Annotated in this window: 19 protein-coding genes and 1 rRNA gene; 2 read left to right on the top strand and 18 right to left on the bottom strand. The window is 75.2% G+C overall.

Annotated features, from left to right (window positions below; genetic code table 11):
* Nucleotides 1-80: 80 nt before the first annotated feature.
* From ACFYO8_RS28865 to ACFYO8_RS28795, 15 genes are all read right to left on the bottom strand, one after another.
* Nucleotides 81-1,070, bottom strand: coding sequence for a site-specific tyrosine recombinase XerD (locus tag ACFYO8_RS28865; protein WP_355047331.1), 990 nt, complete (start codon nucleotides 1,068-1,070; stop codon nucleotides 81-83).
* Nucleotides 1,067-2,182 (bottom strand): alanine dehydrogenase, encoded by a 1,116-nt coding sequence (gene ald, locus ACFYO8_RS28860; RefSeq protein WP_354874400.1) that lies wholly within the window; start codon nucleotides 2,180-2,182, stop codon nucleotides 1,067-1,069. The genes ACFYO8_RS28865 and ald overlap by 4 nt, the downstream gene beginning before the upstream one ends.
* Before the next feature lie 323 nt (nucleotides 2,183-2,505).
* A complete protein-coding gene (locus tag ACFYO8_RS28855) occupies nucleotides 2,506-3,111 on the bottom strand; it encodes an NUDIX hydrolase (RefSeq protein WP_355047307.1) in 606 nt (201 codons plus the stop codon).
* Entirely contained in the window at nucleotides 3,108-4,838 is a 1,731-nt protein-coding gene (locus ACFYO8_RS28850) for a CTP synthase (protein ID WP_355047306.1), read from the bottom strand. The genes ACFYO8_RS28855 and ACFYO8_RS28850 overlap by 4 nt, the downstream gene beginning before the upstream one ends.
* 224 nt (nucleotides 4,839-5,062) lie before the next feature.
* On the bottom strand, nucleotides 5,063-7,432 hold the full coding sequence (locus ACFYO8_RS28845; RefSeq protein ID WP_387189050.1) for a hypothetical protein: 2,370 nt from the start codon (nucleotides 7,430-7,432) through the stop codon (nucleotides 5,063-5,065).
* Nucleotides 7,432-8,565 (bottom strand): glycosyltransferase family 4 protein, encoded by a 1,134-nt coding sequence (locus ACFYO8_RS28840; RefSeq protein ID WP_387189051.1) that lies wholly within the window; start codon nucleotides 8,563-8,565, stop codon nucleotides 7,432-7,434. The genes ACFYO8_RS28845 and ACFYO8_RS28840 overlap by 1 nt, the downstream gene beginning before the upstream one ends.
* Nucleotides 8,562-10,259, bottom strand: a complete 1,698-nt coding sequence (gene murJ / locus ACFYO8_RS28835) for a murein biosynthesis integral membrane protein MurJ (RefSeq protein ID WP_387189052.1) — start codon at nucleotides 10,257-10,259, stop codon at nucleotides 8,562-8,564. Before murJ ends, ACFYO8_RS28840 begins: the two co-directional genes overlap by 4 nt.
* Nucleotide 10,260: 1 nt before the next feature.
* Complete coding sequence (locus ACFYO8_RS28830) at nucleotides 10,261-11,124, bottom strand: hypothetical protein (RefSeq protein WP_354874411.1); 864 nt, start codon at nucleotides 11,122-11,124, stop codon at nucleotides 10,261-10,263.
* A gap of 60 nt (nucleotides 11,125-11,184) precedes the next feature.
* Nucleotides 11,185-12,126: a copper transporter gene (locus tag ACFYO8_RS28825; RefSeq protein ID WP_355015285.1), complete on the bottom strand. Its 942-nt coding sequence runs from the start codon at nucleotides 12,124-12,126 to the stop codon at nucleotides 11,185-11,187.
* Between the two features lie 28 nt (nucleotides 12,127-12,154).
* Nucleotides 12,155-13,333, bottom strand: a complete 1,179-nt coding sequence (gene steA, locus ACFYO8_RS28820) for a putative cytokinetic ring protein SteA (protein WP_354874415.1) — start codon at nucleotides 13,331-13,333, stop codon at nucleotides 12,155-12,157.
* Between the two features lie 118 nt (nucleotides 13,334-13,451).
* Nucleotides 13,452-15,209: a DNA repair protein RecN gene (gene recN, locus ACFYO8_RS28815; RefSeq protein ID WP_354874417.1), complete on the bottom strand. Its 1,758-nt coding sequence runs from the start codon at nucleotides 15,207-15,209 to the stop codon at nucleotides 13,452-13,454.
* A gap of 652 nt (nucleotides 15,210-15,861) precedes the next feature.
* Nucleotides 15,862-16,746: an NAD kinase gene (locus ACFYO8_RS28810; RefSeq protein ID WP_354874419.1), complete on the bottom strand. Its 885-nt coding sequence runs from the start codon at nucleotides 16,744-16,746 to the stop codon at nucleotides 15,862-15,864.
* The gene (locus tag ACFYO8_RS28805) at nucleotides 16,743-17,591 is read right to left on the bottom strand and encodes a TlyA family RNA methyltransferase (RefSeq protein WP_387189053.1); all 849 of its coding nucleotides are present in this window, start codon (nucleotides 17,589-17,591) and stop codon (nucleotides 16,743-16,745) included. Before ACFYO8_RS28805 ends, ACFYO8_RS28810 begins: the two co-directional genes overlap by 4 nt.
* A gap of 21 nt (nucleotides 17,592-17,612) precedes the next feature.
* On the bottom strand, nucleotides 17,613-17,840 hold the full coding sequence (locus ACFYO8_RS28800) for a hypothetical protein (protein WP_354874423.1): 228 nt from the start codon (nucleotides 17,838-17,840) through the stop codon (nucleotides 17,613-17,615).
* Complete coding sequence (locus ACFYO8_RS28795; protein WP_387257776.1) at nucleotides 17,837-18,520, bottom strand: hypothetical protein; 684 nt, start codon at nucleotides 18,518-18,520, stop codon at nucleotides 17,837-17,839. The genes ACFYO8_RS28800 and ACFYO8_RS28795 overlap by 4 nt, the downstream gene beginning before the upstream one ends.
* Nucleotides 18,521-18,631: 111 nt before the next feature.
* Here ACFYO8_RS28795 and ACFYO8_RS28790 point away from each other — a divergent pair, with 111 nt between their 5' ends.
* The gene (locus ACFYO8_RS28790; protein ID WP_043324901.1) at nucleotides 18,632-18,967 is read left to right on the top strand and encodes an SCP2 sterol-binding domain-containing protein; all 336 of its coding nucleotides are present in this window, start codon (nucleotides 18,632-18,634) and stop codon (nucleotides 18,965-18,967) included.
* Nucleotides 18,968-18,979: 12 nt separating this feature from the next.
* On the opposite strand, the gene ACFYO8_RS28785 is transcribed toward ACFYO8_RS28790, so the two are convergent.
* Together ACFYO8_RS28785 and ACFYO8_RS28780 are read right to left on the bottom strand one after the other, a co-directional pair.
* On the bottom strand, nucleotides 18,980-20,050 hold the full coding sequence (locus ACFYO8_RS28785) for an HAD-IIA family hydrolase (protein WP_387257774.1): 1,071 nt from the start codon (nucleotides 20,048-20,050) through the stop codon (nucleotides 18,980-18,982).
* Nucleotides 20,047-21,255, bottom strand: coding sequence for a hypothetical protein (locus ACFYO8_RS28780; RefSeq protein WP_387257772.1), 1,209 nt, complete (start codon nucleotides 21,253-21,255; stop codon nucleotides 20,047-20,049). Before ACFYO8_RS28780 ends, ACFYO8_RS28785 begins: the two co-directional genes overlap by 4 nt.
* Here ACFYO8_RS28780 and ACFYO8_RS28775 point away from each other — a divergent pair.
* Nucleotides 21,199-23,079 carry a hypothetical protein gene (locus tag ACFYO8_RS28775; protein ID WP_387257771.1) on the top strand — a complete coding sequence of 627 codons (1,881 nt, stop codon included), beginning with the start codon at nucleotides 21,199-21,201 and terminating at the stop codon, nucleotides 23,077-23,079. The two genes, ACFYO8_RS28780 and ACFYO8_RS28775, sit on opposite strands and share 57 nt — an antisense overlap.
* A 94-nt stretch (nucleotides 23,080-23,173) precedes the next feature.
* Here ACFYO8_RS28775 and rrf read toward each other — a convergent pair.
* Nucleotides 23,174-23,264 (bottom strand): 5S ribosomal RNA (gene rrf, locus ACFYO8_RS28770); the annotation flags it as partial.

The raw sequence follows: 23,264 nt of genomic DNA, 5'->3' as shown, positions 1-23,264 counted from the left end.
CTGGAGGCCCGCGCCGATGCCGACTGTACGCCACCGGCCAGCAGCACGTTCGGTAGCGGGTCGGCGTGTCGGCCGCCCCGTCAGGCGAGGGCGCGCGGATGCGCCGTCGCGTACACCTCGCGCAACCGTTCCACTGTCACCAGCGTGTAGACCTGGGTCGTGGTCACCGAGGCGTGGCCGAGCAGTTCCTGCACCACGCGCACGTCCGCGCCGCCGTCGAGCAGGTGCGTGGCGTACGAGTGGCGCAGCGTGTGCGGGGAGACCGCGTCGGGCCCGTCGACCGGCAGGCCGGCGCGGGCGGCGGCGGTACGCAGCACGGCCCAGGCACCCTGCCGGGTGAGCGGGCCGCCGCGGGCGTTGACGAAGACCGCGTGGGCGCCACGCCCGGCGGCGAGCAGCACCGGGCGGCCCCGGACCAGCCAGGCGCGCAGCGCGTCGGCCGCGTACCCGCCGACCGGGACCAGCCGGGTCCGGCCGCCCTTGCCGCGCAGCAGCACGGTGCCGGCGTCCAGGTCCAGGTCGTCGACCGCCGCGCCGACCGCCTCGGAGATGCGCGCGCCGGTGCCGTACAGGAATTCCAGCAGCGCCCGGTCGCGCAGCGCGCGGGCGGCGGCGTCGCCGGTGGCGCCGGGCAGGTCGGCGGCCTCCAGCAGCCGCAGGACCGCGTCGACCGGCAGCGCCCGGGGCAGCCGGCGCGGCGGCGCGGGCGGCCGGACGTCGCGGCTGGGGTCGGCGCCGGCGAGTCCCTCGCGCAGCGCGAAGCGGTGCAGGCCGCGTACCGCGCTGGCCGCGCGGGCGGCGGAGGAGACGGCGAGCGGCGGGTGGTCGTCGTCGCCCGCGCGCAGCCGGGCCAGGTGGGCCTCGACCTGCGCGGGCCCGGCGGCGGCCAGGTCGGTCACCCCGGCCGCGGCCAGGGTGGCCAGGTAGCGGTCCAGGTCCCGGCGGTACGAGGCGAGTGTGTTCGCGGACAGCCCGCGTTCGACGGTGAGGTGGTCCAGGTAGGTCCGGACCGCACGGCGCAGGGCCGGTGCGGGTTCCGCACCGGCCCTGCGTACCGCGGCGTCGGTCAGCTCAGCACCTCGTCCAGCGGCAGCATGTCCATGCCGTGCGCCTCGGCGACCGGGCCGTAGACGACCTTGCCGGCGTGGGTGTTCAGGCCCAGCGCCAGCGCCGGGTCGTTGCGCAGCGCCTGCTGCCAGCCCTGGTTCGCCAGTTCGAGGGCGTACGGCAGGGTGACGTTCGTCAGCGCGTAGGTGCTGGTGTTCGGCACCGCGCCGGGCATGTTCGCCACGCAGTAGAAGATCGAGTCGTGCACCTTGTAGACCGGGTCGGCGTGCGTGGTCGGGCGCGAGTCCTCGAAGCAGCCGCCCTGGTCGATGGCGATGTCGACGAGCACGCTGCCCGGCTTCATCCGGGAGACCAGTTCGTTGGAGATGAGCTTCGGGGCCTTCGCGCCGGGCACCAGCACCGCGCCGATGACCAGGTCCGCGTCGAGCACGGCCCGCTCGATCTCGTACGCGTTGGACGCGACGGTCTGCAGGTGGCCCCGGTAGATGGCGTCGGCGGAGCGCAGCCGGGCCACGTTCTTGTCCAGCAGCAGCACCTCGGACTGCAGGCCCAGCGCGATGGCGGCGGCGTTCAGGCCGGACACGCCCGCGCCGATGACCACGGTCTTGGCCGCGTACACGCCGGAGACGCCGCCGGGCAGCACGCCCCGCCCGCCGCCGGTGCGCATCATGTAGAAGGCGCCCACCTGCGGTGCGAGCCGGCCGGCCACCTCGGACATCGGGGCGAGCAGCGGAAGCGACCGGTCGGGCAGCTCGACCGTCTCGTACGCGATGCCGGTGACCTTGCGGTCGACCAGCGCGTCGGTGCACTCGCGGGACGCGGCCAGGTGCAGGTAGGTGAACAGCACCTGCCCCTCGCGCATCCGGTGGTGCTCCTCGGCGATCGGCTCCTTGACCTTGAGCACCAGCTCGGCGGTGTCCCACACCTCGTCCGCGGTGGCCAGGATCTTCGCGCCGGCGGCGGCGAACTCGTCGTCGGTGATGCTGGAACCGACTCCGGCGCCTGCCTCCACGAAGACCTCGTGGCCGTGGCGGGTGAACTCGTGGACGCCCGCGGGTGTGATCGCCACCCGGTACTCGTGGTTCTTGACCTCGCGGGGGATTCCGACCTTCACGATGCAGACACCTTCCTCCGGGGCGGTTCGCCCCCGACTGCGCGGCGCCGCGCCGGCTCCGTTGCCGGCGCGGTCTGCCGGTCCCGCCGGCGGCAGTCTAGGCCCGTGGAGGGTCCACCGGCCGCGACACTGTGACAACCGGTGGCCGCTGGTGCTGACGGTGTGTCAGGCACCCCTCGGGCCACCCGGTGGAGACGTCACCCGCCGACGGAACAGAGTTCGACGTCATCTTCGCACCGGCGCCGCGGCGACGCCGGACGGACGTGAACTACCGAAGAGGGCCGCCCGGCGCAGTGCGCCGGGCGGCCCTCCGTCGTCGCCGGTCAGCGCGGCAGCGGCGCCTCCGGGCGGCGCAGCTCGGTGAAACCGGTCTCGCGGGCGCGGGCGGCGGCGAGCAGCCCGGCCACGCAGGACGCGTTGGTGATCTCGCCGGCCAGCACCATCCGCACCGCCTCGTCCAGGTCCACCCGGACCACCTGGAGGTCGGCCTCCTCGTCGTGCCGGTCGTGCCGCTGCTCGGCCGGCACGTCGGCCAGGTCGCGGGCCAGGAAGACCCGGACCACCTCGTCGGCGAAGCCGGGCGAGCTGTGCAGGTCGACGAGCACGTCGACGCGGCCCGCGGTCAGGTCCGTCTCCTCGGCCAGCTCCCGCAGCGCGGCGGCGGCCAGGTCCTCGCCGCCGACGTCCATCAGCCCGGCGGGCAGCTCCCACAGGTGCCGGCCGACCGGGTGCCGGTACTGGCGGATCAGCACCACCTGGCCGGCGTCGTCGAGCGCCACCACCGCTACCGCGCCGACGTGCCGCACGTAGTCGCGGGTGGCGCTGCCGCCGCCGGGCATGGTGACGTCGTCGCTGACCACGGAGAAGATCCGGCCGGACCAGATCTCCCGGCGGCCGGTCACCTCGTACCGGTGCTCGACGCCGCTCACTTCCCGGACGCCTTCGCGCCGCCGCCGCGGCCGGTCTTCCTCGACGCGCCGTCCAGGTCCACCGGCAGCTGGTCGGCCTGCGAGTACGCCACGGCGGCGCCGACGAACGCGGCGAACAGCGGATGCGGCCGGGTGGGACGGCTCTTCAGCTCCGGGTGCGCCTGGGTGGCCACGAAGAACGGGTGCAGGGTGCGGTCCAGCTCGACGAACTCGACCAGCCGACCGTCCGGCGACGTGCCGGAGATGTTCAGGCCGGCCTTGGCCAGCTGGTCGCGGTAGGCGTTGTTCACCTCGTACCGGTGCCGGTGCCGCTCGCTGACCTCGGTGCTGCCGTACGCCTCGGCGACGATCGACCCTTCGACCAGCTTCGCCGGGTACGCCCCGAGCCGCATGGTGCCGCCCAGGTCGCCGCGCCCGGCGACGATGTCCTCCTGGTCGGCCATGGTGGCGATGACCGGGTGCACGGCCTCCTCGTCGAACTCCAGCGAGTTCGCCCCGTCGAGGTTGGCCAGGTGCCGGGCCACCTCGATGGTCATGCACTGCAGGCCGAGGCAGAGGCCGAGCAGCGGGACGCCGTTCTCCCGCGCGTACCGGGCGGTGCCGACCTTGCCCTCGATGCCGCGGACGCCGAAGCCGCCGGGGATCACGATGCCGTCGACGCCGGACAGCGCGGCGGCGGCGCCGGCCGGGGTCACGCAGTCGTCGCTGGGCACCCACTTGAGCTGCACCCGGGCGCGGTGGCCGAAACCGGCCGCCCGGATCGCCTCGCTCACCGACAGGTACGCGTCGGGCAGGTCGACGTACTTGCCGACCAGCGCCACGGTGATCGTGTGCCGGGGCTGGTGCACGCGCTCCAGCAGGTCGTCCCAGCGGGTCCAGTCGACGTCGCGGAACGACAGGCCGAGCCGGCGCACCACGTACGCGTCGAGGCCCTCGCGGTGCAGCACCTTCGGGATGTCGTAGATGCTCGGCGCGTCCGGCGCGGCGGTGACCGCCTCCCGGTCGACGTCGCAGTACAGCGACAGCTTCTCCTTGACCTTCTCCGGGATCTCCCGGTCGCAGCGCAGCACCAGCGCGTCGGGCTGGATGCCGATGCTGCGCAGCTGCGCCACCGAGTGCTGGGTCGGCTTGGTCTTCAGCTCGCCCGACGGCGCCAGGTACGGCACCAGCGACACGTGCAGGTAGAAGCAGTTGTCGCGGCCCAGGTCGTGGCGGATCTGCCGGATCGACTCCAGGAACGGCAGCGACTCGATGTCGCCGACCGTGCCGCCGACCTCGGTGATCACCACGTCGGGCACCTGGCCGTCGGCGTCCGGGTCGGCCATGCCGCGGATCCGGGCCTTGATCTCGTTGGTGATGTGCGGGATGACCTGCACCGTGTCGCCGAGGTACTCCCCGCGCCGCTCCTTGGCGATCACCGCCGAGTAGATCTGGCCGGTGGTGACGTTCGCCTTGCCGGAGAGGTCCCGGTCGAGGAACCGCTCGTAGTGGCCGACGTCGAGGTCGGTCTCGGCGCCGTCCTCGGTGATGAAGACCTCGCCGTGCTGGAACGGGTTCATCGTGCCGGGGTCGACGTTCAGGTACGGGTCGAGCTTCTGCATCACCACGCGCAGTCCGCGCGCGGTCAGCAGACTGCCGAGGCTGGAGGCGGTGAGGCCCTTACCCAGCGAGGAGGCGACGCCCCCGGTGACGAAAATGTGCCTGGTCGTCCGTGCTGTTGGGGCCAAGGCCTGCTCCCGTGTCGTCCGTAGCGGTCGTGCGAACCGCCGTGCCGATCAGCAGAGTGATCACGCGATCCACGGGATTCCACGGTAACACCATCCGGACCGTGAGCCGGCGTCGCACCCGCTGTCGGCGCACGTGGGGCCGGTGCCGGCCCTCTCCGGCCCCGCGACGGCCCGGTGCGACGGCCCGGCGCGGCGGCCCGGCGCGGCGGCCCGGACGGCCCAGCTCAGCCGGCGGGGATCTCGGTGGACGCCGGGGCCGGCTGTGCGGGGATCCGCGCACCGGCGGCGCGCGGCCCCTCCGGCGCCTCCTCGCCCGCGGCGTCCTGCCCGGCCGGCTTCCCGGCCTCCCCCGCGGCGTCGCCGTCGCCGGTCGGGCCGTCGGCAGTCGGGCCGTCGGCAGTCGCCCGGCCGCCAGAGCCGTCACCGGCCGCGCCGCCACCGCCCGGCCCGCCGCCCGGTGGGACCGCGCCCGTCTCGCCGCCGGGACGCCCGCTGTCGGGCACCGTACGGTCCGTGGAGTGGTCCAGCACCCGCAGCGCGGCGAGGGCCGCCATCGGCACCACGAGCGCCGCCGCCGCGCCGGCCACGTCCAGCGCCGACCCACCGAGCACACCGCCCAGCCCGACGGCCACGCCGGTGCCGGCCATCGCCGCCCGGATCGCCGGGTAGATGCCGAACAGCCGCATCAGCCCGCCCCACGGCTGGAGCAGCGCGAGCCAGACCATCGCGGCCCCGGCCAGGGCCAGCACGGTCAGCGGGCTGTTCACCAGCGTCTCGAAGTTGGAGCTGCCGGACCGGTGCACGGTGAGCCCGCCGGTGCCGTCGCCCAGCGCGGCCAGGAACCGGCCCAGGCTGCCCCGCTCGGCCGCCGGCCGACCGAGGTCGACCAGGGCGAAGCCGACGGTGACCGCGAGCGCGGCCATCGTCGCCCAGGCCAGCCGGCTCACGGTGAGCCAGCCGCCGGTGCAGATGGCGGCCGCGACGCTCACCCCGGCGGTGAGCGCGATGGCGCCGATCGAGTCGGCGCCCAGGTACGGGCTGCCCACGATCACCACGGCCAGGCCGCCGACGGCCACCATCACCATCGGCCGCCAGCCCTTGCGGAACCGCTGGGCGAGCCAGCCGCCGCTCAGCAGGGCCCCGGCGATGAACACGCCCAGCCCCACGGTGCCGAGACCGGCGTACCGGCCGCCCTCCAGCGCCGAGTAGCCGACCACGCCGTTGAGCTGCAACCGGGAGCCGGTGAGCACGTCCACGCCCACGACGAGCGTGGCCAGCCCGGCGACCGCACCGAGCGGACCGAGCGTGCGCTCGTGCCCCGGGGCGAACCGGACCACAGCGGTGCCGCCGACGATGAGCAGCGCGGTCACCGACGCGTACCACAGGTCGGCGTGGTCCCCTCGCCACCAGGGCACGGCGTCGGCGAGCAGCGCCGCGGGCACTGCCAGCGCGGCGGCGATCAGCAGCAGCTCGACCACGGCCACGATCCGCCGGGACACCGGTTCCGGCCCGTGCGGGCCGGCGAGCCGGCGGGCCCGGCGCAGCAGCGGCAGCACCGTCACCGCGAGGGCGACCTGGGCGGCGGCGAGCAGCGTGAAGAACCAGCCGGCGACGCGGCGCTGGGCGGCGGCCTCCCGGTCCGCGTCGGCCGGCGCCTCGATCGCGGCCCGCAGATCGTCCGGCCGGTCGTCGACAGTCACCGCCGGCCGGCCGAGGAACGCCCGGTCCGGCATCGGCTTGTCGAGCACCGCGAGCACCGTCGGAGCCAGGTCGACCAGTTGCAGGTAGCCGGACCGGGCGGTGCTCGGCGAGGTCAGCCAGCCGCCCTCCCAGCCGGGACCGTCGGCGACCGCGACGTGCAGCCGCGCCGGGTAGTCGGTGTCGGACACGCCCGCGACGAGCACCAGCGAGCGCGGCGGCCGGGCGGCGAGCACCCGGGCCAGCCGGGCGTCGGCCTGCCGCGCCTGAACGGCCCGTACGGCCGGGTCGTCGTCGTCGACGGTGCCGATGTCGACGATGCTCAGCACGCAGGAGCCGAGCAGTTCCGCCGGGTCCTCGGGAAGCGTGGGGGCGTACCTGTCGACCCGGCCGAACGGGCGGGCGGCGGCCACCGCGGCGCCCGGTCCGACCGCCACCGAGCAGCGCACCGACTCGGCCAGCGCGCCGGGCGTGGCGCCCCAGGAGAGCTGGTCCTGGTTGTGCGCCACCGCGCCGACCTGGTCGGGCAGGTTCGCGCCGATGCCGTCGGGCCGCTCGACGGTGACCGAGGTGGCCGGGCAGCCGCCGCCCGGGCGGGCACCGGGCCACGCGGCGTAGTTCCCCGCGCCGAGCGTGAGCCACCCGTCGACCGGGCAGGTGGGACGGTGCGCGGAGCGTACCGAGAGCGACCCGATCGCACCCTGCTCGGCCATCCGCCACAGCGTCGGCGTGTTCTCCGGGTCGACGTCGTCCCACCGCAGGCCCGCCGCGCCGACGAGCACCACGAAGTCGGCGCCGGGCCGGGACGCGCCGTCGTGTGGGCGGGCGGAGAGCGCGGTGATGCCCAGCGCCACCACGACCAGGGTGAGCAGGACCGGGGTCAGTCTGCGCAGCATCAGCGGTTCCCGGTCGAGAGCTGGGGCGTCAGCTCGGCGTAGAGGCCGGCGAGCGCGGCCACGGTGTCCGCCTCGGTGGGCCAGGTCGCGGCCCGCGCCACCCCACGGCGACCCAGTTCGGCCCGGCGTACGGGGTCGTCGAGCAGCTCGCGCACCGCCGCGTCGACGGCGTCCACGTCACCGGGCGGGACCAGCACCGCGGCGTCGCCGACCAGGTCCGGCAGCCCGCCGACGGCTGTCGCGACGAGCGGCACGCCCGCCCGCAGCGCCTCCTGCGCGAACAGCTGGCGGGCCTCCCAGTCGCTGGTCACCACGGCGAGGTCGGCGCCGGCCAGCAGGTCCGCCACGTCGGTGCGGTGCCCGAGCAGCGTCACCGGCGCGCGGGCGGCGGAGATCCGGGCGGCCAGCGGCAGGTACGCCGGACCGCTGCCGGCGATCACCACGAGCGGGGCGGGGGTGCGGGTGCGCCAGCGGGCGGCGGCGTCGATCAGCACGTCGTACCGCTTCTGCGGGTGCAGCCGGCCCACCGACAGGATCAGCTGACGGTCGGCGGCGACGCCGAACTCGGCGCGTACCGCGGCGCGGCGGCGACGCGGCGCGGGCAGCGCCGGCGCGGCGACCGGGGCCAGGCGGGCGTCGGCGGCGCCGAGCGCGGCGGCGCGGTCCACCAGGTCGGCGGAGGCCCCCAGGGCGACCCGCACGGACCGGGCGACGACCCGCTCGACCAGCCGGGACACCGCGCCGCGCAGGCCACCGGCGAGGACCGCGTTGTGCCAGGTGACGACCAGCGGGGCGGCGGGGCGGGCGAGCGCGGCGACCAGGCCGGCGCGCAGCCCGTGCGCGTGCACCACGTCGACCGGCGTGTCCGCGAGCGCGCGGCGCAGCGCGGTGACCGCGCGTGCGTCGCCCGGCGTGGGGCTGGCCGGGATCTCCACCGGCGTGAACCGGGCCCCGGCGGCGGTGAAGTCGAACTGTTCCTCGGTGGCGGCCGGGCCGCAGACCAGCACGGACGCGCCGGCCTCGGTCAGCCCTCGGCTGATCGAGCGCACGTGCTGCCCGACCCCTCCGGTGCTGGAGGCGAGCACCAGGGCCACCGACCCGGGCCAGCGCGGTGCCGGCGAGGCGTCCGTCATGAGGAAACGGTCTCCCTTCCGTCACCCCGCTCGCCGGGGTGCTGCTGCGCCGGCGGGCCGTCGTCCCCGCCGGCCGGGCGTCGCCGGCGCAGCCGGCGGGTCACGGCCGCGAGCAGCGGCCGCAGGTCGCGGGCGTCGGTCAGCCAGGCGACGGCCAGGAACAGGACACCGACCACGACCCCGGACAGCATGCCCTGCGCGAGCGCCTGCGGTGTTGTCGGGGTGCCGTCACCGAGCCCGGCGAGTCCGGCCGCGACGGCCGTCCCGCCGGCTGCCGCGACGCCGGCGGCGAGCAGCCCGGCGGCCCCGGCCCGGCCCGCACCGGCGAGCGCCTCGCCACCGGCGGCCCGCCGGACCGCGACGAGCAGCAGCCCGCCGAGCAGCAGCATCCCGGCGGAGCTCGCCAGCGTCACCGCGAGCACCCGGTCGGCGAGCGGCAGCGCCTGGGCGGCGAGGACGGCGAGCGTGGGCACGCTGAGCCAGCCGAGCGCGGTGGCGACCGTGGCCCGGCGCGTCTCGCCGCGCGCGTACAGGGCGCGGGTGAGGACCGCGAACAGCCCGTAGCCGACCAGGCCGGGCGCGAACCCGGTGATCCCGGCCGCTGCGGTACGCGCGTCGAGCGGGTCGGCGAAGAAGAAGTGCCCGACCGGAATCGCGGTGCCGACCAGCGCGGCGGCGCCGAGCAGGCTGAGCAGCACGACGCCGCGTACCGCAGGGGCCAGTGTCTCCCGGTAGGCGCGCTCGTCGCCGGTGGCCCGGGCCGCCACGAGCGTCGGGTACGCGGCCACCGCCAGCGGCACCGCCAGCACCGCCCAGGGCAGGAAGTAGACGGTCTGGGCCAGGTTGTAGACGCCGACGTCGGCGGTCCGGCCGTAGGTGACCTGGTTGAGCGCCACCACCAGGGCGATCTGCTGCGCGGTCACGGTGACCACGCCGGCGACCGCCAGCCCGCCGACCCGGGCCCGCGCGTCGGCCGGGAACCGGTAGCCCGGCCGGATCCGCAGGCGCAGCCGGCGCAACGGGATCAGCAGCGACAGCGAGAGCACCACCACGCCGAGCGTGGTGCCGGCGGACAGCAGCAACTCGCCACCGCGCCCGGCCTCGCCGATCGTGGCCAGCCGCCCCTCGGCGGCGGTGAACCCGAGGTAGACGGCGATGACAGTGACGCTGGACAGCAGCGGCGCGATGACCGGCCAGGCGAACCGGCGGTGCGCCTGGAGCACGCCGGCCAGCACGATGCCCACGCCGTACAGCGGCAGCTGCGGCGCGAAGACCCGCAGCATCCTCGCCCCGGACTCCTGCTGAGCCGCGCTGAGACCGTTTCCGATCAGGCCCGGCAGCGGGTCGGCGAAGACCGCCACCAGCACCGCCAGCGGAACCAGCAGGGTCAGCGTCCAGGTCAGCAGCGCGCCCGTCGTGGCGGCCACCGCCCGCCGGTCACCCGTCTCGACCGCGCCGGCCAGCAGCGGTACGACGAGACTGGCGAGCGCCCCACCGGCGACGATCTCGAAGATGAAGTTCGGGACGTAGTTCGCCACCAGGTAGGCGCCGCCGAGGTCACTGGTGGACAGCGTCCAGGTGAACACGGCGGTCCGGCCGAAACCGGCGAGCCGGCTGAGCACGGTGAGGACGGCGATGAGAGCGGCCGCCCCGGCGACCCGGCCGGCGGTGGCGAGAGGAGCCGGTTTCGTCACGTCAGTCCGGGAGCCGGCCCAGCTCGTCGAGATGCCGAAGCCCCGGCGTCCGCGCGATCACCTGCGTGAAGCTGACCTTTTCGCTGGCGGCGGTGAGCGCGGCGAGCACGGCCAGCACGCCGGCCCGGCCCAGCGGCCCGGTACGCGCGGCGAGACTCACCCCGAGCAGCGCGCCGAGCGCGTTGGCGCCGCTGTCGCCCACCATCACCCGCTCGCCCAGGTCGTCGCCGACCAGCGCCGCGGACGCGCCGACCGCGCCCGCCGCGACGCCGCCGTACGGGCCGGTGGTCAGTGGCACGCCGAGCAGCATGCCGGACTTCAGCGCCCGGCCGGGCCGCAGATCGAGCAGGTTGACCAGGTTGGCGGTGCCGGCCACCACGCCGGCGCCGAGCAGCACGTCGACCCCGCGGCCGAACGCCCCGGCGTCGCGTCGGCGCGGGTGCGCGGCGACCCGGCGGTCGGCGGCCAGCAGCGCCGCGGCACCCAGCCCGGCCACGCCCACCCCGGCGACCTTGACCATCCCGGCGGTGATCTGGCCCTCGCGCAACGCGGCGAGGTGCCCGGCGAAGCCCTTGGCGGCCTTCTGTTCGGGGCGGGCGCCGACCACGTCGTCGTAGAGGCCGACAGCGCCCGCGCCGAGCCCGGCGACGAGCGCGGCGGCACCGGCCGGTGCGCTACCGGCGCCCAGCGCGGCACCGGTGGCCGCGCCGACGGCCAGGGCCGGACCGGCGGCCAGGGTCACCGTGCGGCCCCGGTAGTTGGTGCGTTCCAGCGCCGGCCCGCCCGGCGACGTGCGCGTCTGACGCAGCACGTAGCGGGCGGCCAGCGCTCCCGCGCCCACGGCCAGTAGCCGACCCAGTCTCACGGGACCTCCTCGATCCGGACTTCGAACGCGACACGGCACGGACCGGGCGGCCCGGAGCGGTCACCGGGGCAGTGTAGGCACCCGGGCCGCGGCGTTGTCGCCCACGCCGTACTGGCCGGTCTTCTTGTCGGTGAGCTGCTCCGCCAGGGCCAGGCTGGTGGCGAGCTGACCCTGCACGGTGTTGGCGTTGTCGACGGTGGAGATGGTCTGCGACAGCACCGGGTCGCCGCGGACCACGGAGACGAGGTTCCCGCCGGTCGAGCCCATGCCGGCCACCACCAGCGCGCCGGCCCGGTCGAACTGCTCGGCGATCTTCACCACCGACTCGTCCTTCTTCGCCGAGTCCTTGTCCACGTACGGCTGGCCGGTGACCATCACCACCGCCTCGGCGGCGGCGGAGATCCGGTCCGCCGGGGTGAGGTATCCGGCGGTGGCGTACTGCTCCAGCACGGCACGCCGGTCGGCCTCGCTGACCGGCGGGCTTCCGGCGGGGCGGTCGACGAGCACGTTGGCCAGCAGCGCGCTGGAGGTCTCCACGCCGTGCCCGTTGCCGGGCAGGTTGCCGGTAGGGGCGCTGTTCGGCCGGGCCGCGGTGACCGCCAGTTCCAGCAGGTTGTTGTTGCTGTCCGGGTTGACGAACTTGTCCTGCACGTTGATCCGGCCGGTGATGTCGGCGCCGGCGGTCTGGAGCATCTTCACCACGCCGTCCGCCTGGTCGCGGCCGGTGGGCAGGGTGAACACCAGCACCCGGCGGCTGGTCAGCTTGCCGGGCAGGACGAGCTGGGCCATCTCGGCGGCGAAGTCCTCCTCGGTCTCCAACTGCTTCTGCATGCTGTTCACCGACTGGCGCATCAGCGAGTTGTCCTTACGCAGGCCGTTGACCTGTTCCCGGAGCGAGTCGGCAACCGGCCCGTTGAGGGCGGCCGTGCCGACCACCAGGCCGATCGCCAGTGCCAGGAACACCGCGGTCAGGGACACCACGTGGTAACGAAAGTTGATCACGCTTGCAGCCTCTTGATCGTCGGGAGGGCTAGAAGAGCTGGCCGAGTTGGAACACGAAATTGTCCCACCATTCGGAGACCACGCCCAGATACGCCTTCCCGACGGTGGAGACCGCCACGGCGGAGGCCATGGCGGCCAGCGCCGACAGGACCAGCAGCAGCAGCGACGACCCGGAGATGCTCTGCCGGTAGAGCCGGCTGACGCCCTTGGCGTCGACCAGCTTGCCGCCCACCTTGAGCCGGGTCAGGAACGTCGACGCCATGCCGCCGCGTCCCTTGTCCAGGAACTCGACGAGGGTGGCGTGGGTGCCCACCGCCACCAGGAGCGAGGCGCCCTTCTCGTCGGCCAGCAACATGGCCAGGTCCTCGCTGGTGGCCGCCGCCGGGAAGGTGATCGCCGGCACGCCGAGCCCGTTGACCCGGGCCAGACCGGGCGCCCGCCCGTCCGGGTAGGCGTGCACGATCACCTCGGCGCCGCAGCGCAGCACGTCGTCGGTGACCGAGTCCATGTCCCCGATGATCATGTCCGGCGTGTAGCCCGCCTCGACCAGCGCGTCAGCCCCGCCGTCCACGCCGATCAGCACCGGCTTGAACTCCCGGATGTACGGGCGCAGCACGTCCAGGTCGGCCTTGTAGTCGTAGCCGCGCACCACGATCAGGCAGTGCCGGCCCTGGACCTGGGTCTGGATCTCCGGCACGCCGACGCCGTCGAGCAGCAGGTCGCGTTCCTGCCGCAGGTAGTCCATCGTGTTGGCGGCGAACGCCTCCAACTGCACCGACAGACCCTCCCGGGCGTCGGCCATCGACTTGGCCACGGTCTCGGCGTCCTGCAACGAGCCGTGCGCGACCGGCTCCTCGCCGACGAAGACGGTGTTGCCCTCGATGCGGACCCGATCGCCCTCGCGGACCTGCTCGAAGACGCCCTCGCCGAGGTCGTCCAGCAGCGGGATGCCGGACGAGATCAGCACCTCGGGGCCGAGATTCGGATAGCGGCCGGAGACCGACGGCTTCGCGTTCAGCACGGCCGCCACACCCACCGCCACGAGCGAGTCGGCCGCCACCCGGTCCAGGTCGACGTGGTCGATGACCGCGATGTCGCCGGGCCGCAGCCGCCCGACCAGCCGTTTCGTGCGGCGGTCCAGGCGCGCGGTGCCGACGATGGAGCCCGGCTCCGGGTTCCGGCTCCGGCGCAGTGTGGGTAGACGCATCGTGACCATCCTGGCATGTGAGGCAGGTTTTGCTGTCGCGACATGCCTGAGCAGGGCCGCCTACCCAGGGAAGCACACCGGGACCCGCGCCGGTGTGCTTGCGCTCACAATCGGCGTCTCACGGACGCCTTTCCTTTGCCGCCACGGCCAAGAGCTCCTCGGCATGGGCGATACCCAGATCCGAGTCCGGCAAACCGGCGAGCATCCGGGCCAGCTCCCGGGCGCGTTCGGTGTCCTCCACCACACGCACCCCGCTGGTGGTGACCGCTCCCCCGGTGTCCTTGGCCACCACCAGGTGCCGGTCCGCGAACGCGGCCACCTGCGGCAGGTGCGTGACCACGAGCACCTGGTGGCTGCGGGCCAGCCGGGCCAGCCGGCGACCGATCTCCACCGCGGCCTGGCCGCCGACGCCCGCGTCGACCTCGTCGAACACCAACGTGGGCGGGCCACCGGACCCGGCGAAGACCACCTCTATGGCCAGCATCACCCGGGACAGCTCGCCGCCGGAGGCGCCCTTCTGCAACGGCAGCGCCGGCGCACCCGGGTGCGCCAGCAGCCGCAACTCCACCTCGTCGGCGCCGTCCGCGCCGACGCCGGTCTCGACACCGTTGACCGGCAGGCTCGGCTCGGACCGGCCCGCCGGGCGCGGTAGCACCGCCACCTCGATGCGGGCGTGCGGCATGGCCAACCCGGCCAGCTCGACAGTCACCTCCTCGGCGAAGCGGACCGCGGCCTCCCGCCGGGACGCCGACAGCCGGCCGGCGAGGTCGGCCACCTCACCGGCAAGCCGGGTCGCCTCGCGGTCCAGCTCGTCCAGCAACTCGTCGGAGGTGTCCAGATCGGACAACCGGGTCCGGGCCCGCTCGGCCCACGCCACCACGCCGTCGACGTCGTCGGCGTACTTGCGGGTCAGCCCGCGCAGCGCGGCCCGCCGCTCGTAGACGGTCTGCAGGCGGGCCGGGTCGGCGTCCAGCGCGGCCAGATAGGCCGACAGCTCCGCTGCCACGTCGGTGACGAGCGTGGCCGCCTCCTCCAGCCGGGCCGCCAGCTCACCCAGCGCCGGGTCGGTGCCGGCCTGCGCCTCGAGGGTGCGCCGCGCGGAGCCGAGCAGCGCGCTCGCGTCCGGCGTCTCGTCGGCCGCCTCCACGCCACCGGCCACACACTGTTGCGCCACCTGCGCGGCCGTGCGCAGCCCTTCGGCGTGCTCCAGCCGCTGCGCCTCGGCCTTCAGCTCGTCGTCCTCCCCCGGCTGCGGGTCGACCCGGGTGATCTCGTCCAGGCCCAGGCGCAGCAGGTCGGCCTCCTGGTTGCGCTCCCGGGCGTTGCGCCGCCGGTCGGCCAGGTCGTCGACGACGGTGCGCCACCTGGCGTACGTCTCACGCAGCGCGTCGAGCAGCTTCTCGTGCTCCGGCCCGGCGAACCGGTCGAGCGAGGCGCGTTGCTCGGCCGGGCGCAGCAGGCGCAGCTGGTCGGACTGGCCGTGCACGGCCAGCACCTGCTCGCCGACCTCGCCGAGCGTGGACACCGGCATGGCGCGGCCGCCCAGGTGCGCTCGGGAGCGGCCCTCGATGGTGACGGTGCGACTGAGCAGCAGCGAGCCGTCATCGTCGGGCTCGCCACCGGCGTCGATGATCCGGGCGTGGACCGACTCGGCCACCCGGCCGCCCAGCCGCAGCCGGCCCTCCACCACCGCGCGGCCCGGCTGGGCGCGCACCCGGCCGGCGTCGGCTCGGCCGCCGAAGAGCAGGCCGAGGCCGGTCACCACCATGGTCTTGCCGGCGCCGGTCTCGCCGGTGATGACGTTCATCCCCGCGGCCAGGGACAGCGTCGTGTCCTCGATGACGCCCAGTCCGGTGATGCGCAGCTCTTCCAGCACAGCACCCGACAGTAGCCCCGCCGTGTGACAGTTGACCAGCCGGCCGGGCCGGACGCGGGCAACCGTACAGTTCAATCCCGTGCTGGAGGACGCGCTGGCCCGGGTCGTGCGCTACCGCGCCATCCACGAACGGGCGATGCTGCTGGAGCCGGGCACGCCGGCCGACGTGGAGCGTGGCGTACACGCCGGTGAGCAGGCCCGGGTGCGGGACCGGCTGCCGGTGCGTCTGGCCGTGGTGGACGGTCGGACCGCGGTACGCCGGCCGACCGGGCCGCCGCACCGGCGACATGTCGCCAGGTGGACACGGGCACGACGGAGTGGGGCCGGGACGCCGGAGACCGCATCGCCCAGGTCGCGTGCCGCCGCTTCCTCCGGCGGGCGGCCCTGCGACCTGTCGGCCCGGCCGGGGTCGACACCCGACCGGACTCGGCATGCCGGTCCGCCCGCCGCGGCCGGCTACGACGCTCCGGCGTCCCGACCGTCGCGGTCCCGACCACCCCCTGGCCGAGCCCGCGACAGATGGGCCGCATCCGGGGAGCGGCGGGCCTCACCGCCGCGTCCGGACTCACCTCTTCGCGGCCCGTACGCCCACCGTAACGCGCGCGAGCGCCGGGGCCGGTGGGCCGAACGGAGATTTCCGCTGAGCCGCTAGTCAGCGGCGATTGCCCCGCCAGCCCTGTACGGGCAGGTCGAACTTGGCCACCAGCCGGTCGGTGAACGGGCGTGGCCGCAACCGCACGATGCGCACCGGCAGCGTGCCACGACGCACCGTGACCCGGGCGCCGGGCGGCAGGTCGTAGACGCGCCGCCCGTCGCAGCAGAGCACCGCCAGGGTGGTGAACGGGTCGACGGTGATGACGAACGTCGACGTCGGCGCGGTCACCAGCGGGCGGCTGAACAACGCGTGCGCGCTGATCGGCACCAGCAGCAGCGCCTCCACCTCAGGCCAGACCACCGGCCCGCCGCCGGAGAACGCGTACGCGGTCGAGCCGGTCGGAGTCGCGCAGATCACGCCGTCGCAGCCGTACCGGGCCAGCGGCCGGCCGTCCACGTCCACGAGCAGTTCCAGCATCTGGGCGCGTTCGCCCTTCTCCACGCTGATCTCGTTCAGCGCCCACGACTCGATGGTCGGCCCGCCCTCGAACTCGGCGGTGACGTCGAGGGTGAGCCGCTCGTCCACCGTGTAGTTGCGCTCGACCACGTCGCGTACGGCGGTGTCCAGGTCGTCGATCTCCGCCTCGGCGAGGAAGCCGACCTTGCCCAGGTTGATGCCGAGCAGCGGCACCTTCGTCGGGCGGGCCAGCTCGGCGGCGCGCAGGAACGTGCCGTCCCCGCCCAGCGCGAACACGATCTCGGCACCCTCGGCGGCTTCCGGGCCGGTCACCGGCACCACGCCCGGCAGGTCCAGGTCGTCGGCCTCCTCGGCCACCACCCGCACCTCGAAACCGGCGGCGATCAGGTCGGCGGCCACCGCGCGGGCGTGTTCGGTGCTGCGTCGACGGCCGGTGTGCGTGACCAGCAGCGCGGTACGGCTCACCCGGACACCTCCTCGGTCGTGGCCGCCGTCGCGGCGGCGCCCTGCGGGCCGGCGGCCACCACCGCGCGGACCCGCTCCGGGTCCGCGGCGGGCGCGTCCCCGCGCAACCATACGAAGAACTCGACGTTGCCGCTCGGGCCGGGCAGCGGGCTGGCCGCCACACCGGCGAGGCCGAGGCCGAGCCCGGCGGCCGCCGCGGCCACGTCGAGCACCGCCTCCGCCCGCAGCGCCGGATCGCGGACCACGCCGCCGGCGCCGACGCGCTCCTTGCCGACCTCGAACTGCGGCTTGACCATCAGCGCCAGGTCACCGCCGGGGCCGGTGCACGCGGCCAGCGCGGGCAGCACCAGACGCAGTGAGATGAACGACAGGTCGGCCACCGTCAGGTCGACCGGGCCGCCGATCGCCTCCGGCGTGAGCGTACGCACGTTCGTGCGCTCGAACACCCGGACCCGCTCGTCGGTCCGCAGCGACCAGGCGAGCTGCCCGTAGCCGACGTCCACGGCGACCACCTCGGCGGCGCCGCCGCGCAGCAGCACGTCGGTGAAACCGCCAGTCGACGCGCCGGCGTCCAGGCAGCGCCTGCCCGTGACGGTCAGCCCGCCGGGGGCGAACGCGGCGAGCGCGCCGGCCAGCTTGTGGCCGCCCCGGGAGACGTACTCCTGCGCCGGATCCTCGCCGGTGACCAGCAGCGGGTCGGCCGGGTCGACCATCGCCGCGGCCTTCCGCGCCGGCACTCCGCGCAGCTGGACGCGACCGGCCTCCACGAGCGCGGCGGCCTGCTCCCGGGAGCGGGCCAGGCCGCGCCGGACCAGTTCGGCGTCCAGCCGGGTACGACGAGCCATCAGGTGTGTCTCCGCCTCTGCTCAGGCCTGGTCGATGGTGGCGAGGGTTTCGCGCAGCGTCTCGTACGCCGCCTCGTACTGGGCGATCTGGTCGGCCGGCGCGAGCGCCTCGGCGTTGGCCATGCCGAGCACCGCGGCGTCCACCGCCGGGTGCCGCGCCTCGCCGACCTCCTCGACCGGCGCGGGGCGTGCCCCCGGGGGCGGCCCGGGCCGCGGGCCCGGCGGCGGCCCGGGCCGGGGCGCGGTCACGAGCCGGCCGCCCGGCGCCCGGTGGCCTTCTTCGCCGGCCGGGCGGGCGCGGCGGGCAAATCGTCGGCAGGGGTACGGGCCACGGTGGCGGGCGGCTTCTTCGCGATCGCCTTCTTGGCCACCGTCTTCTTCGCCACCGCCTTCGTCGGCGTCGGCGCGGGGGCCTTCGTCGGCGTCGTCGCGAGCGAGGACTCGGCGGCGGGCGATCCGGTCTTCGGCTGCCCGGCCCCGGACTGCGCCGCATTCGACGGCTCGGCGCCGGCCGAGCCGACGCTGGACGGCTCGCTCTGCGGTGCGGTCGCGCCGGACGGTGGTGCGGCCGGTGTGGCGGCGGGCTCGGACGCTCCGGCGGGCGGCGTGTCGCCCGGCCCGAGGTGGCCGCGCGCCTCGCGCAACTGCCGCTCCAGGTCGTGCACCCGGCGGGTCAGCTCGGCAACCTCGTCGGCGGTGGCCAACCCGACCGCGCCCAGTGCCCGGTCCACCTCGAAGCGGACCAGCTTGGTCAGCGACTCCCGGTTCGCCAGGCCGGTCGCCACCAGTTCCTCGGCGAGCGTCTGGATCTGGGCGGCGGTCGCGCCGCCCTGGCCGACGACGCGCATGACCGCGTCCTGTGCCTTCTTCCGGGGCGCCTCCGTCAGGCCCATGGCCAGCTCGAGGTAGGCGCGCCACGCGTCCTGCATGCCTGAGTCCTTCCGCGGGGCGAGGTGTGCAGGTGCCACGCTACCGGGCACCCCGGACGTCCCATTGCGGTACGGTGCCGGGAACGGCGTGGTTCATGGTGAGGAGACGATGTGGCCAGCGTGGACGAGTGCCGGCAGGCGTTGCAGGACCTGGCCGCGCGGCTGGACCGCAACGCCGAGGCGCAGGGGCGCATCGACCTCGACCGCACCCTGGCCTGCCGGATCACCGATCTCGGCACCGCGTTCCACGGGCGGCTGGAGGGTGGCCGGCTGGTCGACCTGGCCGACGGCGACGACCCGAAGGCGAAGATCGCGCTGAGCACCGGCAGCGACGATCTCGTCGCGCTGGTGAACGGCCGGCTCGACGTGATGTCGGCGGTGGCCTCCCGGCGGGTCTCGATCAAGGCGAACCCGTTCGACCTGATGAAGCTCCGCAAGCTGCTCTGAGCGGCCGGCGCCTCAGTCGTCGAGGCCGAACGCGGCGAGCGCTTCGGCCGCCGCCGGGGACTGCGCCCGCACCCGCGGCCCGCACGCCGTCGACCAGGCCACTCCGCAGAGCGCCGCCAGCGCTTCCAGCGGCGGTCCCGCGCCGTCGAGCACGAGATTCCCGCCGGACTCCGTCACCGACCAGCCGCCCGCGTTCTCCCGGCCCGGCACGGCCACCACCGCGGCCGGGTCGAACAGACCCGCCAGGTCGAACGAGACGTACGCGGGGCGACGCTCCTGCGGTGCGGCCAGCAACTCGGCGGCGTCGCTGACGCCGGTGAGCACCAGCAGGCTGTCCAGCCCGGCCCGGCGGGCGCCCTCGATGTCGGTGTCCAGCCGATCGCCCACCACGAGGGTGCGCCCGGTCCCGGCCCGCCGCGCGGCGGTGGTGAACAGCGCCGGCTCCGGCTTGCCCACCACCACGTCGGGGTCGCGGCCCAGCGCGGTACGCAGCACCGCGACGAGCGAGCCGTTGCCCGGCAGCGGGCCGCGCGGGCTGGGCAGGGTGCGGTCGGTGTTCGTGGCGTACCAGGGGGCGCCCGCGCGTACCGCGAGGGACGCCTCGGCCAGGTCGGACCAGCCGACCTGCGGGCCGTAGCCCTGGGCCACCGCGGCGGGCTCCTCGTCGGCCGTGGACACCGGCCGCAGGCCCACCGCGCGCAGCTCCGCGCGCAGCGCTTCCGCACCGACCACGAGCACTGGTGAACCTTCGGGCAGCCGGTCACGGAGCAGTTCGGCGGTGGCGGCCGCGGAGGTGAGCACCTCCGCCGGCCGGGCCGCGACGCCCATGCCGGTGAGCAGGTCGGCCACCTCGCTGGAGCGGCGGGAGGCGTTGTTCGTCGCGTACGCGACCGCGCGCCCCTCGGCGTGCAGCCGGCCGACCGCCTCGACCGCGCCGGGGATGGGCCGGTCGATCAGGTAGATGACGCCGTCGAGGTCGAAGACCACGAGCGAGTACGCGTCGACCAGCCGACCGCCCGCCCCGGCGCGGTCGGGTTCTCCCCGATCCGCGCCGGAGGCGGTGTCACCGGCGTACCCGGTCATCGGCGCTCCGCCGCCTCGCCCTCGCCGGCCTCGCCCTCGCCGGCCGCGGCGTCGCCCGGCGCGGGCCGGACGGCCTCGTCCGCCGGGGTGACGTCGGGCGCCGGTCCGTCTGCGGTCACGGCGCCGGTGTCCGGCGTGGTCGTGGCCGGCGTGGTCGGCGCCTCGGCGTCGGCCGTCGTGGCGCCGGCGGCGAACGAGCCGGCCTCGGCGTCGGTCAGCGCGTCGTCGTCCAGGTCGCCGGCGTCCCGGTCCCGGTAGCCGGCCCGCGCCGCGTCCCCGCCCGCACCCGAGACGGAGTCGTCGTTGCTCAGCCGCTCGTCGTCGTCATCGTCATCGTCCTCATCGTCGTCGTCATCGTCGTCATCGTCGTCATCGTCGTCGTCATCGTCGTCGTCATCCTCGTCGTCGTCGAGGTCGTCGTCGTCGAGGTCGTCGCCGTCCTCGTCGTCGTCGAGGTCGTCGTCGTCGAGGTCGTCGCCGTCGAGGTCGTCGCCGTCCTCGTCGTCGTCGAGGTCGTCCTCGCCGCGGGCGGCCTCGGCCGACGGCTCGGACGCGTCCGCGTCGTCCTCCGGCTCCTCATCGCCCTCGATGACCACGCCGTCCAGCTCCAGCAGCCGCTCGGCGGCGTCGGTCTCTCCCTCGGAGTCGACGTCGGCGGCCCGGGAGAACCACTCCCGCGCCTCCTCGCGCCGGCCCACCGCCAGCAGGGCGTCCGCGTACGCGTAGCGCAGCCGCGCCGCCCACGGCTCGGTCGAGTCGCCGCTGAGCTCGCGGACCTGGAGCATCGCCACCGCGGCGTCCTTCTGCCCGAGGTCGCCACGGGCCCCGGCGGCCACGATCAGCAGCTCGATCGCGACGGCCTGGTCGAGCTTGTCGCGGTCGGCGCCGCGGAACAGGTCGATGGCCCGCTCCGACCGGCCCAGCGCCCGCTCGCAGTCGGCCAGCACCGCCAGGTGGCTCTGCAGCCCGCTCATCCGGTGGTACGTCCGCAGCTCGGCGATAGCGGTCTGCCACTCGCCCGCGTGGTACGCGGCCAGCCCCACGGCCTCCCGCACGGCGGCGATCCGCGAGGCGAGCCGGCGGGCCGCCATGGCGTGCGCCAGCGCGAGCGTCGGGTCCTCGTCGATCAGCAGACCGGTCGCGACCAGGTGCCGGGCGACAGTCTCCGCCACCGGCTTGGCGAGGGAGAGCAGCTCCGCCCGCACGGCCGTGTCGAGGTCGCTCGCGACAACGTCGTCCGGCAGCTCCGGCGCCTCACCGGTACGCCCCTCGCCCTGCTCGTCCCGGCGCTCCCGCTGCGGGCCGTAGTTGCCGCGGCGGTCGTCGCCACCCGGCCGGTCGCCGTAGCCGCGGCGCTCACCGTCGCGCTCGCCCCGGGAACCGCCCGGCCGCCGGTCATCACTCCGGTCGTCGCGCCGGAAGCCACGGTCGCGGTCACCGCCGCGGAACCCGTCGTCGCGGCGCTCGCCACCGGCGTAGCCCTGCCGGCGGTTGTCACCCTGGTGGCCGCCCTCACGACGGTCCCCACCACGGAAGCCTCCGTCGCGGTCTCCACCGCGGAAGCCGCCTTCGCGGGTGCCACCCTCGCGACGGTCCCCGCCCCGGAAACCGCCCTCACGGTCACCACCGCGGAAGCCGCCCTCGCGACGGTCCCCACCGCGGAAGCCTCCGTCGCGGTCGCCGCCGCGGAAGCCGCCTTCACGACGGTCACCACCGCGGAAGCCGCCCTCGCGGGCACCACCCTCACGACGCTCACCGCCCCGGAAACCGCCCTCACGGTCACCGCCGCGGAAGCCACCCTCACGACGGTCGCCCCCCGCGCGGCTCCCACTCCGGAAGCCACCGTCACGGTCGCCACCGCGGAAACCGCCTTCGCGGGCGCCACCGCGGAAACCGCCTTCGCGGGCACCACCCTCACGACGCTCACCGCCCCGGAAACCGCCCTCACGGTCACCACCGCGGAATCCGCTCTCACGACGCTCACCGCCGCGGAAGCCTCCATCACGGTCACCGCCACGGAAGCCACCCTCGCGGCGGTCACCACCGGCGAAGCCACCTTCACGACGATCCCCGCCGCGGAAGCCACCCTCGCGGGCGCCGCCCTCGCGGCGGTCGCCACCACGGAAGCCACCCTCGCGGCGGTCACCACCGCCGAAGCCGCCGCCCTCACGGCGGTCACCGCCACGGAAGCCACCCTCGCGACGGTCGCCACCACGGAAGCCACCCTCACGGTCGCCGCCCGGGCGGCTTCCACTCCGGAAGCCGCTGTCGCGGTCGCCACCACGGAAACCGCCCTCACGACGGTCACCGCCACGGAAACCGCCCTCACGGCGGTCACCGCCGCGGAAGCCACCCTCGCGGGCACCGCCTTCACGACGGTCGCCACCACGGAAGCCACCCTCACGGTCGCCGCCCGGACGGCTTCCACTCCGGAAGCCGCTGTCACGGTCGCCACCACGGAAACCGCCCTCACGACGGTCGCCACCACGGAAACCGCCCTCACGACGGTCACCGCCACGGAAACCGCCCTCACGGCGGTCACCACCGCCGAAGCCGCCGCCCTCACGGCGGTCACCGCCACGGAAGCCACCCTCGCGGGCACCGCCCTCACGACGGTCACCACCACGGAAGCCACCCTCACGGTCGCCGCCCGGACGGCTTCCACTCCGGAAGCCGCTGTCACGGTCGCCACCACGGAAACCGCCCTCGCGACGGTCACCACCACGGGCGCCGCTGTCGCGGTCGCCGCCACGGAAACCGCCCTCACGGCGGTCGCCACCGCGGAAGCCACCCTCGCGGGCACCGCCCTCACGGCGGTCACCACCACGGAAACCGCCCTCGCGACGGTCACCACCACGGCCGCCGCTGTCGCGGTCGCCACCACGGAAGCCGCCGGGGCGGTCGTCGCGGCCGCCCCGGTACGAGGGACGGTCATCGCGACGACCGTCGCGGCCGGCGTCACCACGCCCCTGGCCGCGGTCGGCGCGATCCTCGTAACGACGGGGGCGGTCCCCGCCCTGCGGTCCTGAACTCACAGGTACATCCTTCCTGATGGCGTTTCCGCCGAGAACGCTAACGCAGTCGAGGGCCGCCCCTGCTGGGGCGGCCCTCGACTGGAAGTTTGTCCGGCGGTGTCCTACTCTCCCACACCCTCCCGAGTGCAGTACCATCGGCGCTGGAGGGCTTAGCTTCCGGGTTCGGAATGTTACCGGGC

The organism is Micromonospora sp. NPDC005257, assembly GCF_042872445.1.
Classification (GTDB): domain Bacteria; phylum Actinomycetota; class Actinomycetes; order Mycobacteriales; family Micromonosporaceae; genus Micromonospora.
This window is presented reverse-complemented; position numbering and strand designations above follow the sequence as displayed.